11 protein-coding genes are annotated in these 13,286 nt (G+C 39.5%); 5 read left to right on the forward strand and 6 right to left on the reverse strand.

Going from position 1 to position 13,286, the window contains the following annotated elements; all coding sequences use genetic code 11:
- Window position 1: 1 nt before the first annotated feature.
- Window positions 2-1,762, forward strand: coding sequence for a methyl-accepting chemotaxis protein (locus QE450_RS13415; RefSeq protein ID WP_273613242.1), 1,761 nt, complete (start codon window positions 2-4; stop codon window positions 1,760-1,762).
- Window positions 1,763-1,871: 109 nt separating this feature from the next.
- Here QE450_RS13415 and QE450_RS13420 read toward each other — a convergent pair whose 3' ends face one another.
- The 4 genes from QE450_RS13420 to QE450_RS13435 all read right to left on the reverse strand — a co-directional run bounded on the left by QE450_RS13420 (window position 1,872) and on the right by QE450_RS13435 (window position 5,356).
- Window positions 1,872-2,729, reverse strand: a complete 858-nt coding sequence (locus tag QE450_RS13420) for a formate/nitrite transporter family protein (protein WP_273613243.1) — start codon at window positions 2,727-2,729, stop codon at window positions 1,872-1,874.
- Window positions 2,730-3,085: 356 nt separating this feature from the next.
- On the reverse strand, window positions 3,086-4,105 hold the full coding sequence (gene moaA, locus QE450_RS13425; protein WP_273613244.1) for a GTP 3',8-cyclase MoaA: 1,020 nt from the start codon (window positions 4,103-4,105) through the stop codon (window positions 3,086-3,088).
- A 67-nt stretch (window positions 4,106-4,172) separates the two neighbouring features.
- Window positions 4,173-5,000 carry a formate dehydrogenase accessory sulfurtransferase FdhD gene (fdhD, locus tag QE450_RS13430; protein ID WP_307299735.1) on the reverse strand — a complete coding sequence of 276 codons (828 nt, stop codon included), beginning with the start codon at window positions 4,998-5,000 and terminating at the stop codon, window positions 4,173-4,175.
- Between the two features lie 5 nt (window positions 5,001-5,005).
- Window positions 5,006-5,356: a Na-translocating system protein MpsC family protein gene (locus QE450_RS13435; protein ID WP_273616339.1), complete on the reverse strand. Its 351-nt coding sequence runs from the start codon at window positions 5,354-5,356 to the stop codon at window positions 5,006-5,008.
- Window positions 5,357-5,828: 472 nt separating this feature from the next.
- On the opposite strand from QE450_RS13435, the gene fdhF reads away from it, so the two are divergent.
- The 3 genes from fdhF (at window position 5,829) to QE450_RS13450 (ending at window position 10,542) form a co-directional block, all read left to right on the forward strand.
- On the forward strand, window positions 5,829-8,768 hold the full coding sequence (gene fdhF / locus QE450_RS13440; protein ID WP_307299736.1) for a formate dehydrogenase subunit alpha: 2,940 nt from the start codon (window positions 5,829-5,831) through the stop codon (window positions 8,766-8,768).
- A gap of 373 nt (window positions 8,769-9,141) precedes the next feature.
- Window positions 9,142-9,636, forward strand: coding sequence for a helical membrane plugin domain-containing protein (locus tag QE450_RS13445; protein WP_307299737.1), 495 nt, complete (start codon window positions 9,142-9,144; stop codon window positions 9,634-9,636).
- A gap of 186 nt (window positions 9,637-9,822) precedes the next feature.
- Entirely contained in the window at window positions 9,823-10,542 is a 720-nt protein-coding gene (locus QE450_RS13450; protein ID WP_307299738.1) for a stalk domain-containing protein, read from the forward strand.
- Window positions 10,543-10,692: 150 nt separating this feature from the next.
- On the opposite strand, the gene lpdD is transcribed toward QE450_RS13450, so the two are convergent.
- Window positions 10,693-11,055: a prenylated flavin chaperone LpdD gene (gene lpdD / locus QE450_RS13455; protein ID WP_307299739.1), complete on the reverse strand. Its 363-nt coding sequence runs from the start codon at window positions 11,053-11,055 to the stop codon at window positions 10,693-10,695.
- A gap of 230 nt (window positions 11,056-11,285) precedes the next feature.
- Window positions 11,286-11,720 (reverse strand): LysM peptidoglycan-binding domain-containing protein, encoded by a 435-nt coding sequence (locus QE450_RS13460; RefSeq protein WP_204823093.1) that lies wholly within the window; start codon window positions 11,718-11,720, stop codon window positions 11,286-11,288.
- Between the two features lie 335 nt (window positions 11,721-12,055).
- On the opposite strand from QE450_RS13460, the gene fabV reads away from it, so the two are divergent.
- Window positions 12,056-13,252, forward strand: coding sequence for an enoyl-ACP reductase FabV (gene fabV, locus QE450_RS13465; protein WP_274172126.1), 1,197 nt, complete (start codon window positions 12,056-12,058; stop codon window positions 13,250-13,252).
- Window positions 13,253-13,286: the final 34 nt, after the last annotated feature.

Here is a 13,286-nt window from a genome sequence, read left to right on the forward strand (position 1 = left end):
TATGAAAATACAAGGTAAATTAGTATTAAATGCGATGATTTCGCTAATTGCTTCCTTAATTCTTGTCGCATATATCATTTTTCAATTACTCAATATCAATTCACAAAATAATAATCTTGTACCAGCGATGCTAAATGTTAAACAGCTAGACGGCAATATGGTACAGACCGGGCAAGCTTTGGCTAACTTCTCCTTTACGATGTCAGCTAGTAACAAATCGATTGTAAATACACAGTTGAATCAAACACAAGCTACTATTGATACATTATCAAATGGCATGTTACAGACACCAGAAGAGCAAAAGCGTCTGTCCGCAATCGTAACGAAATTCAAAGAATTAAGCGACGCTTCTCAACAAGCATTAACAAATAATGATAGTGCAGAAGCGAAACGTCAAAGTATTCGTATTGAAGGTGTTCAAAATGATATTTATATTTTGAATGAAATTACGCAAGCACGTTATAACGAATACACGAAAGATTTGACCAACAGTATTGATCTAACCTGGCAAATCGCTTTGATTGGTGCGATCTTCTTATTAATTGCTGTCGGTGTATTCAATACATGGACTGCTCGCAAATTCGCACGCCGTACTCAACAAATGAATATTGCAGCACAACGAATTGCAGATGGAGATCTTACAATCAAATTAGCAGAGACTAAAGGTAAAGACGAGCTCGATGATCTGAATCGTTCTTTCCATATTATGATTGATAACTTGCGTAGTATCGTGACTTCAATTGATCAAGCAGGAGTTCGCGTAGACAATATGGCTCAAGATATTGACCGCAGTAACGATGTGATGCAAGAAATTGTGAATCAAGTTGCTACTTCTACTGAAGAGCTAGCTATCGGCAGTCAGAAGATTGCGGAAGATCTTAGCACAACTGTTATGGTTGTCGATGATATGCAACAGAAATTTTCATCTAATCTAGAGACTACTACTGAATCAGCAGCCTACAGCGAAGAAGCGATCCAAGCGATTCAACAAGGTAGTCTAGTGATGAAGCAACAATTACAACTCGTTGCTAACAATCGTTCTGCGATGGCTGAAGTGGAGAAAACAGTCACTGAACTCGAAAAAAATGCAGAACAAATTACAGATATGACCAAGTTAGTCTCTGAAATTGCTTCGCAAACAAACTTGCTTTCTCTCAATGCTTCGATTGAAGCGGCTCGTGCAGGTGAAGCAGGTAAAGGATTTGCTGTAGTTGCAGATGAAGTGAAAAAGTTAGCTTCTCAATCTGTCACAGCTGTACAACAAATCTTCGCTGCTGTGGATAGTATTACTATTGCTATGAACAAAGTAAAATCTTCTGTCGCTCAAAGTATTGATCTGTTCCAGGAGCAAGAACAAGCTACCAGTTCTACTGATGCTTCATTCGCTGCGATCAGCCAAAAAGTAGGACAGATTGCTGAGCATGTAAGTAAACTCGCTACAGATATGAAAGTCTCTCAAGATATGAGTAATCAAGTGCATCAAGCGATAGAAAATATCAGTGCAATCACTGAACAATCTGCTGCAGGTAGTGAAGAGATTACTGCTTCTACTGTTGAACAACAACGTTCGTTCTTGGAATCCAGTGAAAAAGTGAAAATGCTTCGTCAGATTCGCGAAGAGATGCAACATGAACTGAATCGTTTTCAAATTGATATGAGTGCTGATGAATCGGCTAATACTGAGGCATCAAATAATGTTGAACCTATCATTCAACCTTCACCAACCGATTCTACTACGCATAATGAGAAAACTTCTGCTTAATCAGTAGCAGATCGTATACTATGCTATCAGGTAATACATTCACATCAAAAAAGAAGCATGACCGTATACACGCGGTTCTGCTTCTTTTTTCGATGTATAACATACAATATTAATGTTTGATATGAACAGTCGATCCGCTCAATCCTTGCTCATGATAGTTGTTCGTATCGCTGACTGCTTCAGGAGACATACTAGCTTCTGTTGTATATCGATACGCTCCGAAATATGCCAACGCGACAAAGATAGCTCCCCCTACTAGATTTCCCAAAAAGACAGGCACAAAATTTTCTACATATTGTGTCCATGTAATATCCGAACCTGCAAAAATAGCAGCTGGAATCACAAACATATTAGCAATAACGTGCTGAAATCCGATAGCAACGAACGCCATAATGGGGAACCAGATCCCTACAAATTTACCGACTGAATCTTTGCTACCATAAGCGAGCCACACTGCCAAACAGACCAACCAGTTACAACCAATCGCCGATACAAAAGCTTCACCAAAACCTTCGTTCACTTTGGCATGAGCAATAGCGAGTGTTTTTGCTAAAAAATCGCCTTCTGTTAATCCAACCACATGTCCAAAAAAGTAAGCAACAGCAATAGCACCGATAAAATTAGACAGCAATACCAGTACCCAATTTACCACTACTTGAGATAACGTAATTTTTTTGGCAAACCATGACATCGCCATAACCATCATATTCCCTGTTAATAGCTCTGCCCCTGCAAGAATCGTTAACATAAGACCGACAGGAAACACCGCTGCTCCAAAAAATCCAGCGATCGAACCTAATTCTTTAGGCGCTGTCCCGATCACACGTATATCTGCCAAAAATCCAAGCGAAATAAAAGCGCCTCCAAGAAAACCTAAAATAAGTACTGTCCAGAACGGTAATTTTGATTTTTTGAGACCATTTTCAGCGGTGATATTCATAATTTCTTGCGGGGTGTAAAAAGACATTGTAAACCCTCCATGTTCATCGTGGTTGTTACTCATTGTTGGTATCATCAGTTCAAAAACGCCAAAAAACCACCATTAACAATGCCCTAATATTCCTCTTATATATTCTAAGCATCAAGAGGTCTAGAGAATAATTAATGCTGGTTAATGCCCTTACAGACTCCTATAAGGATATCAATCAACGGTCGATTCAGGTTTAAAGCAAAAACATCACATGAGTCTGCTTCAAACACATATTGCTACTGCTCATTAAGATTAATCTCGCCTTAGAAATTTGTCAATACTGTGACAACTAAAATTTTGCAATATACAATTCTGCTACATTTTGAAATAAAAAAATAGAAGGGTTGCCCCTTCTATCCTCCAATATGCGACATTTCTACTTTATGACCATTCGGATCATTTTTGTCAGACGCTAATCCTCGTTCTAACGAATACTGGTCTTTACGATTGGTCCATACCGCTTGTATATAATCGGCAATCTGTTCATCACTACGATCTGAACGCAGCCACTCTCTTAAATCATGACCTTTTGTAGCAAATAGACAGGTATATAATTTGCCTTCTGCTGACAATCGCGCTCGTGTGCAAGAAGAGCAGAAAGCTTCCGTTACTGAAGAAATAAAGCCTACTTCTCCGATACCATCTGCAAATTGATAACGTGTAGCAACTTCGCCATCATAATTCGGTGCGATCGGTTGAAGTGGGAAATGTTCTCCGATCCGATCCAGTAATTCTTGCTTGCTGACTACATGCTGACGATTCCAGCCATTGCTATTGCCTACGTCCATATATTCAACCATTCGCAGAATATGACCTTTTTGCCGGAAATAATCGACCATCGGGACAACAGCATTTTCATTGAATCCTTTTTGTACGACCATATTCACTTTGACTTGAAGTCCCGCTTCTGCCGCCGCATCAATCCCATCAAGCACAGGCTGAACACGACTTCGACCGCCATTCATCTGTAAAAACATATCGTCTTCCAGACTGTCCAGACTCACAGTGACACGATGAAGCCCCGCTTGTCGCAGACTTACAGCCATACGAGATAACAGACTGCCATTGGTCGTTAGCGAGATATCTTCTGCATCCAATCGAGATAGACGCTCTATAATATTAGGCAAGTCTTTACGCAGTAAAGGTTCTCCGCCGGTAATTCGTAATTTTTTGGCTCCTAGTGATACAAATATTTTAGCAATTCTACCGATCTCTTCCTCTGTCAGTACGCTTTCTTTAGGTAAAAAAGAATAATCCTTACCAAAAATTTCTTCTGGCATACAATATCGACAACGGAAGTTACAGCGGTCTGTGACAGAGATGCGTAAGTCTCTTAATATACGATTATGCTGATCTTTTGAAGTCATAGACACCTCTCCATTCCTCACTTATACCGTGTTGCAACGACTTCGAACTGTATATTTATTTTTCGGTTTCCTACTAGAGTATCATAGAATCCGGTGCTATGTCCTGACATTCCGAAATTCTTTGTGAATGTGTATATACATTGCAAGAATCTCCGCGAATAAATCCAACTGTGGTTATACCCAAATGATCGGCTAACTCTAACGCTAGCCCTGTAGGAGCAGATTTGGACAAAATCACTTCACAGCCAATCTTAGATACTTTCGTCAAAATCTCGGAAGACATCCTTCCGCTAAATACAATAATTTTACCTTCTAGACTTAGATTCTGCTTTAAGCACCAGCCATAAATTTTGTCTAAAGCATTATGACGACCAATATCACTTCTTGCTACAATAATCCCATTAGGATCACACAAAGCAGCGGTATGCACACCACCGGTATGCTGAAATAATTCTCCACTGTGTTGCACTTCATTCATCAGCCGAAAACAATCTTCAAACGACAACGTAACATTTACTGTATCCATTACTTTGGCTGTACGAGCATCGTTAAAAAAAACAAATCCTTGCCGGCTTGTTCCGCAACATGAAGTGATATAACGTTTGGTAAACAATTGACGGTGCTGAGGTTTCCAGCGATCTGTGCGTACATGCACAAACCCTTCTTCTGGCTGTACCCACAATTCTTGAATATCGTCATATTGTTTAATGACCCCTTCAGAAGCTAAAAATCCTACCGTCATATCTTCAATATATTCAGGCGTACAGACCAACGTAACAAATTCTTCGCCGTTTACTTTGACTGTAATCGGTTGTTCACGAACAACCTGATCTGTGGTCGTGGTGACTTGCCCGCGCCGATAACGTACAATCGTACGGTCTTGTTGCAATTCTTGATCCATCTGCCTCATCCTTGCTCAATATTTTTTTCAAAAACGAATACAGAGATGGCAAAATCATCTTCCACCTTAATATCGGTAAACAAATGCTGTAGTTTAGAACCGCATAATTCTTCCATCCCATCTGGGACATGCTGATCATATAGCCCTTGAACCATCTGTGTACGTGCACGGTGTACCATTTCTTTGCCTTCAGGAGTAAGAGCAATAAATTTTTCGGTAGGTGTAAAATTACCCCACATTTTAGTAATCGCCATATTATCAACAAAGGTCGTATGAATCCGTTCAGGGCCTTTGCCAAATGTATCTTTACGCACTTTACGTACGATTTCATTGAAAGTTGTTTCTTTTTTCATCAATAATCCTCCTTGCTCTGATGTTTTGATCATACACCTCATTTTGCAGATTTCAACTATTCCAAGCTAGCATATCGTGTTAATTGTGTCTTGAAATTTCACAAAAGAAGAGTATAATTTAGAGTATTCACATTTTCGTCATAATATAATGGGATTGGTCAGTTAGTATGTCATTGCTAAACGATTACTCCACTTTAAAAGTGCTACCTGAAAAGAGGTAGTGATTTTAAGGTGGAGTTTTTTTATGCTCTTTTTTCTATACCCTTTATATGTATCTAATAGATAATAATACATATAAAAGAAATAAAAGTATAAATATTATACTACAATTATCCGTTATCCATTATATTATGCGCTAATGCTGGGCGATATTTTGTTTCACAAAAATCATTTTTGATTTCACTAGAAGAAGCCGCATTTATATTGCCAAATGCTTACATCTAGAAATACAACTGTTAAATAAAGGGGTATCTGCATGAGCGAACAACCTATCAAAATTACAATCAATGGCGAATCGTATGAAGCCGGTTCTGGATTAAGTGTACTGAATGTGATCAATCTTGCTCAAATTGAGCATCCACAAATCTGTTATGTTCCTGAAGTCGATCCTATTCAGACGTGTGATACGTGTATTGTTGAGATCGATGGCAAATTAGCACGCGCCTGTTCGACTATCATTACAGAAGGCATGAATGTACAGACCAACTCTGTCTCTGCCAAAGCGGCACAAACAGAAGGTATGGATCGTTTACTTGAAAATCATATGTTGTACTGTACGGTTTGCGACAATAATAACGGCAATTGCAAACTCCATAATACGGTAGAAGCGATGGGTATTGAACATCAAAAATACCCTTTCCAACCTAAAGTGCCTACAACCGAAGTGGATATGTCACACCCATTTTATCGCTATGATCCCAATCAATGTATCGCTTGTGGTCAATGTGTAGAAGTGTGCCAGAATTTACAAGTCAATGAGACGTTGTCGATCAACTGGGAAGCCGAACGTCCATACGTAATGTGGGATGAAGGCGTACCTATCAACGAATCTTCTTGTGTAAGTTGTGGGCAATGCGTCACGATCTGTCCATGTAATGCTTTGATGGAGAAATCAATGCTTGGCGAAGCTGGATTTATGTCCGGGATTGGCGAAGAAATGCTTAATCCAATGATCGATTTGATCAAAGATGTAGAACCAGGATACAGCGGTATTTTTGCTATTTCTGAGATCGAAGCAGCAATGCGTGATACACGTACTCGCAAAACCAAAACTGTCTGTACTTTCTGCGGAGTTGGTTGTTCATTTGAAGTCTGGACCAAAGGTCGTGAGATTCTTAAGGTACAGCCTTCTCATGATGCACCGGTAAATGCTATTTCTACTTGTGTTAAAGGTAAATTTGGTTGGGACTTTGTTAACAGTGATCAACGTTTGACCACTCCACTGATCCGTCGTAATGGTGAATTTGTAGAAGCGACATGGGATGAAGCGCTGGATCTTGTAGCTGAAAAAATGTCAGCAATTCGCAAAGAACATGGTAGTGACAAATTAGGATTTATTTCTTCTTCCAAAATTACAAATGAAGAAAACTATGTAATTCAGAAATTAGCGCGTCAAGTATTTGAAACGAACAATGTCGATAACTGTTCTCGTTATTGCCAATCTCCTGCTTCCGATGGTCTAATGTCTACTGTAGGTATCGGTGGAGATGCAGGTACGATCAAAGATATCGCCGCTGCTGGTCTGGTTATTCTAATCGGCTGTTCACCGGCTGAAGGTCATCCGGTACTGGCAACTCGTATCAAACGTGCGCACAAATTGCATGGTCAACAATTAGTTGTCGCTGATCTACGCAAGCATGAAATGGCTGAACGTGCAGATCTATTTATTCGTCCACAACAAGGAACAGACTTCGTCTGGATTACAGCGATTATGAACTACATGGTTGAACAAGGCTGGCATGCAGCAGACTTTATCCAGCAACATGTTAACCAATTTGATGAATATCTCAAAGCATCGGAACCTTATACACTGGCTTATGCAGAAGAAGTGACCGGAATAGCTCAAGCTGAATTAATCCGAATTGCTGAAATGATTCGTGATGCAGATGGTACTGTTATTTGTTGGGGTATGGGCGTTACGCAAAATATCGCCGGATCACATACATCGGCAGCAATTTCTAACTTGCTGTTAGCAACAGGTAACTATATGCGTCCAGGTGCAGGAGCATATCCACTTCGTGGTCATAACAACGTACAGGGTGCTTGTGATATGGGTACTTTGCCACCGTGGTTGCCAGGTTACCAACATGTCTCTAATGATGAAGCACGTGCTAAATTTGAAAAAGCTTATGGTGTATCGATCTCTTCTGCTCCTGGTAAAGATAATATTGCTATGGTTGATGATATTGCGCGCGGAGAACTTAAAGCGATGTATCTTGTAGGAGAAGATATGGCATGGGTCGATTCCAATGTGAATCATGTACATGAAATGCTAGCTCAACTTGAATTTTTTGTTGTTCAAGATGTATTTTTGTCCAAAACGGCTCAATTCGCAGATGTTGTGTTACCTGCTGCTCCATCACTTGAAAAAGACGGTACATTCTCAAATACCGAGCGTCGTGTACAACGTCTATATCAAGTGCTTGAGCCTTTGGGCGATTCCAAGCCAGACTGGTGGATTACAACCCAACTTGCCAAACGTTTAGGATTCGATTGGGGTTATACTCATCCTTCTCAAATTTTTGATGAAATGGCAAGTCTGACTCCTTTCTTCTCTGGTTGTAATTACGATGTATTGGAAGGTTGGGGAAGCTTCTTATGGGGTTCAAGCACAGGCGAAAGTACACCTTTGCTTTACACCGATGGTTTCCATTTCCCGGATAAAAAAGCTCGTTTCTCTCTCGTGCAATATGTTCCTGCGGCTGAATTCCCGGCTGAATTCGATCTAGTGCTCAATAATGGACGTTTACTTGAACATTTCCATGAAGGCAATATGACGAACAAATCTAAAGGAATTAATCGTAAATTGCCGGAAGTGTTTGTTGAAGTCTCTCCTGAGCTTGCCGTAGAACGCGGTGTTGAAGACGGTACACTCGTTCGTCTGGAATCTCCATATGGAGCGATTAAATTAAGAGCAGTCGTCACTGATCGGGTACGTGGTAATGAAATCTATGTACCGATGCACTCTACTAGTCACGAAACAGCGGTCAATCTGTTAACCGGTTCTGCTGTTGATGTACGTACACATACACCTGCTTACAAGCAAGCTAAAGTACGTATGATGGTCTTAAATGTTAAAGGGGTTAATCCTTTACCTTCCTCTAATCCTCGTAACAAAAAACGCCATCCGCAAAATGGTGTTGAGGTGCAGCGCAAATGGAATCGTGATGATTATGTTTCTTTAGTGGATATGTAGGTGGGAGGGTTGATGGCGCTTCGTGAGTGAATTGTTCTTGTCGTCGCTGTTGTAACAGAATCCCTTGATTTACCGCTGGGCGGTAGGGATTCTATTACAAAGGCGAGCGCTTCGCTCTTTCAGAACAATCTCACTCCCTTCGCTGGTGCAACTTGGGGTTGTGGAGCAGGGTAAGGCATAGAACCTTTAAAGAGTTTAATCCTTTTAGTGAGTTGAATAAAGTGGTTGGTTTTATAGGGATTGGTTTTATAGGATTGGGTTTTACTTTTATCTGCTTTTCATTTTATTTGTTCTTTTTTTATTGTTGGGATTGGTGTTTGGATGTTTGATGGTGAATTTATATGTTTTGAGTGGGAGAAAGGAGAATGAATATATGGCGACTCCGATTACTACGATTCGGAAGCGGGTGCTGACGGAAGAGGAACAACAGCAACAGACGATTGATGAATTGAAAAAGGAATTAGCTGAATCTAATGCGGCTCTGGCACGTTCGATGTCGATTTTGCGGGAGTTGAATGATAGCGGGATTTTGGAAGCGGCGGAATCTATGCTCAAAGCAAAAGCACATATTGCAGAGATTGCACTCGGGCAAGTATCACGTAAAGAAATCACTAATCTAATTAACAATGGGATGGCGGCAGCGGGTGCATTAACTGCGGTTGATCCTGCGCAGACTACCCAGTTAATGAACAGTGTTACCAAAGGATTAGAAGAAGCAGGCAAAGACGATAATACAAAAATAGGTGTATTTTCGCTGATGAAAGCTTTGAAAGATCCTGATATCAATCGAGCGCTCCGATTCGGTATGCGATTTATGAAAGGACTTGGTCAAGGATTGAAAGAAAAAAATCCTGCTGATCATTCCTAATATATAGCATTAACTATAGCAGACAGTACAAAGTTTATTGACTTTGTACTGTTTTTTTATATCCAAGTAGTCATATCACAACTATCCAATCATACTGATAAAGTAGCCTTTAGAAACTTGACAATCGGTTGTTAATCGTTTATTTATAATAGTGATTGCTACTTTATTACTCAGGAGGGATATTTAATGAACAAAAAGGTTGGTTTGGGAATTCTAGCAGCTACATTGACATTTGGAATAGGGACAGGTGCTCTAGCAGCGACAGGATTAGAACCTATCAAAGCTTATTTGAACAGTACAATTTCTCTAAAAATGAACGGTGCAACAGTAACTGCTAAAGATGCAAATGGCAAAGCTGTTCTCCCTATTACTTATAACGGTACAACTTACTTACCTGTACGTGCAGTCGGCACTCTAATGGGAACTTCTATTACGTATGACAGTGCTTCTTCTTCTGTTATTATCGGAGGTTCAGGTAACACAGGATCGCCTACAACTCCTGTAGAAACAAGCTCACAATCTTTAAGTACATTAGGCACCAAAGTGTTAGGTTCCTCAGACTGGCATACTAAAGATCCAAGCAATACCGTTTACAAAGATAAAGATTACAAAGACGTTTTCCTATATACAGGCGAAAATAACCAGAGTAAAAGCTTTCAGATTATGACTGAAAATAAATATTCCAAACTACATCTAGAACTAGCAGCACTTAGTGGTAACCAAAAAATTGTGATTACGAATCAGGATAATACAACACTCAAAACGTTATCTGTTAATCCTGACAATGGCATGGTTAGTACTGACGTAGATATTGCTAATACCAAAGCTATTTATGTTGACATTAAAGATGCTGATAATGATTCCAAATTATTTGTGCCTTTAACAACTTCTTCATTAACTAAATAATCTATAATCAATTTATGTTGCAAAAGAACGAGAGAATAGTGTTAACGATAGATAGAGTATTCGTTGACTTATGATCTCGTTCTTTTCTATATACATCTACTCTTTAGTGATCTGCGCAAATTAGTTAAATAGTGAATCTTCTGGCTTTGACTATGATTCTATAGATTGACTCTCCTGCAAATGAAGTATTAATTCACTTCCCATCTCTACTACCATTTCGATCACTTGATTAATTTCTTCCCCACTGATCTGATCAATATGAACTCCTCCACAGATTACAAAATTCCCACGCCATTGTTTACGTAAATGGATAGCGATTTCTTCTGTAAAATAAAATTCTTGATGTTGCTGAAATTGGATCGTTTGCAGTGGTTGGTTCGGAGTGCCTGCGGTAATAGTTCCTATATGAGGACGATCTCCTCCACTGATCAATATCACGATATCGTCTGTACCCATATAATAAACATCCATTTGAATCTGGATTCTTCCTCTACTTTTATGTATATGAATCATAATCTCTCCTCGCTTTCTTTAATTATTAAAAGTGAACAGGTTTTATGACACAATGAACTTTATAACAATGGTGTGTATTATCCTTCTGCCAAACCAAACAAAAAAAGCCAACGCTCGGGGGAACGTTAGCTTTTTTATATATAAACTACTCCATAAGCATTTGGCAGATACTTAAGGGTAGATAATATTTAGGCCGATCAGATGGCAGTTGATCGAGAATGTCTAAATTCTTATTTTTGAGGAATAGTCAATTGGTATCCAGCAGGTAGAAGGTTGTTGGCAGCAACCAATTCGTCTACAGTTACACCATATTGAGCAGCGATTTCAGTAAGGCTAGCACCTTGTGGAAGAACTACAGTGATTTTGTTGTTTGTTACTGGCTCAGTTGTTTTTGTAGGCTCAGTAGTTGTGTTGTCTGTTGGTGTAGTAGGTTCAGTTGTTTCGTTAGCAGTTCCGAACATAGAGTTGATTTGTGCACTTACAGAATCTACATAAGCTTGGTTGTTAGCACGTTGTTCTGCTTTGTCTTTGTTTTTCTCGTGGTTGCTTTGATCGTTAGAAGCTGCAGATACTTGGTTAGCTCCGATTGGTGCTACAACTGCTACTGCTCCAAGACCTAGTGCTAAAGTAGTTGACAATAAAACTTTTTGAAATTTGGTATTCATGATTAATTTCTCCTTTGGGATGTTAGCTGTTTTTTGGTAACTAATTTTCTCTTAGTAACCTTATGAATTAATAATAACATTAATTAAAGAATATTGCAATACTATTTAAAAATATTTTATTATATTTTGTGCAATTATTCTTCGATATTATTTATTAACCAACCTATCTAAATTTTAAACAGCTCTTTCCTACTATTTTCGTACTATTTTTACTTTCCAATAACGCTTCTATCTCTTCTTAATCGAAGCTTTAGTTGGTGATACGGTGTACTCATTCGCAAAAAATGCTACAATACGAAAGATGATGTAAAAAGTGAAAGCGAGGAACCCTCTCTATGATTATTAAACCTAGAACACGTGGTTTTATTTGCACGACAGCTCACCCTGTCGGCTGTGCACGTCAAGTTCAAGAACAAATTGAATATGTACAATCTCAACCTAAAATTAGCGGACCACGCAATGTACTTGTGATCGGTGCTTCTACTGGATACGGATTGGCTTCTCGCATTGTAGCAGCATTCGGTGCAGGCGCTAATACGATTGGTGTTTATCGTGATGGTGGTTCTGTCAAAGGACGTACTGCTTCTGCTGGTTGGTATAACTCGGCAGCTTTTGAACAAGAAGCTCAAAAAGCAGGTCTCAAATCTTGCAGTGTGATTGGCGATGCATTTACCAATGAAATCAAAGCCAAAACGATTGAAGCGATTCGCAAAGAATTCGGTCAAGTCGACACTGTCATCTATAGTGTAGCGGCTCCACGTCGCACAGACCCAGCAACAGGTGAAACATTCAGTTCTGTTCTTAAACCTATCGGCGCTGAATATACAAACAAAACGGTTAACTTCCATAATGGCGAAGTGACTCCAATCACGATCGAACCTGCTTCTGAACAAGAAGTACAAGATACGGTCAAAGTTATGGGCGGTGAAGATTGGAAATTGTGGATGGATCAATTACACGAAGCAGGTGTATTAACTGAAGATGTAACCACAGTGGCTTACTCTTATATCGGTTCTGAAATTACACAAGCGATCTATCGTCAAGGTTCGATCGGTCAAGCGAAAGATGATCTAGAACGTACTGCTCAACAAATGAATGATCAATTGAGTGCAACAGGCGGACGTGCTTTTGTCTCTGTAAGTAAAGGATTAGTGACTCAATCCAGTTCGGCGATTCCTGTTGTTCCTCTTTATATCTCAGCATTGTACAAAGTCATGAAAGAAAAAGGTATTCATGAAGGTTGTATCGAGCAAATGTATCGTCTATTTGCAGATCGCTTGTATACAGAAGGCCCTGCTCCTGTCGATGAAAAAAATCGGATTCGTATTGATGACTGGGAGTTGCGCGAAGACGTGCAAGCCGAAGTTGCTGAAATCTGGGATAACTTAACATCAGAAAATATTTATGAATTGACTGATCTGGAAGGATATCGTCGTGAATTTTTCCAATTGTTCGGTTTTGAGACCGATCATGTTGATTATGAAGCTGATGTAGAACCCGATGTAAAAGTTCCTAATATTTATTCAGAATAAGCTTTTCATACCAAAAAGCACATGCCTATCTCAT

Origin of the sequence: Paenibacillus sp. SORGH_AS_0306 (genome assembly GCF_030819345.1) — a bacterium.
GTDB lineage: Bacteria > Bacillota > Bacilli > Paenibacillales > Paenibacillaceae > Saccharibacillus > Saccharibacillus kyungheensis.

Bases quoted from the DNA above. Each gene is read 5' to 3' on its own strand.
- QE450_RS13415 (WP_273613242.1), top strand. From the start codon at position 2: ATGAAAATACAAGGTAAATTAGTATTAAATGCGATGATTTCGCTAATT.
- lpdD (WP_307299739.1), bottom strand. From the start codon at position 11,055: ATGATTCATATACATAAAAGTAGAGGAAGAATCCAGATTCAAATGGAT.
- QE450_RS13445 (WP_307299737.1), top strand. From the start codon at position 9,142: ATGGCGACTCCGATTACTACGATTCGGAAGCGGGTGCTGACGGAAGAG.
- fdhF (WP_307299736.1), top strand. From the start codon at position 5,829: ATGAGCGAACAACCTATCAAAATTACAATCAATGGCGAATCGTATGAA.
- QE450_RS13460 (WP_204823093.1), bottom strand. From the start codon at position 11,720: ATGAATACCAAATTTCAAAAAGTTTTATTGTCAACTACTTTAGCACTA.
- fabV (WP_274172126.1), top strand. From the start codon at position 12,056: ATGATTATTAAACCTAGAACACGTGGTTTTATTTGCACGACAGCTCAC.
- QE450_RS13420 (WP_273613243.1), bottom strand. From the start codon at position 2,729: ATGTCTTTTTACACCCCGCAAGAAATTATGAATATCACCGCTGAAAAT.
- QE450_RS13450 (WP_307299738.1), top strand. From the start codon at position 9,823: ATGAACAAAAAGGTTGGTTTGGGAATTCTAGCAGCTACATTGACATTT.
- fdhD (WP_307299735.1), bottom strand. From the start codon at position 5,000: ATGGATCAAGAATTGCAACAAGACCGTACGATTGTACGTTATCGGCGC.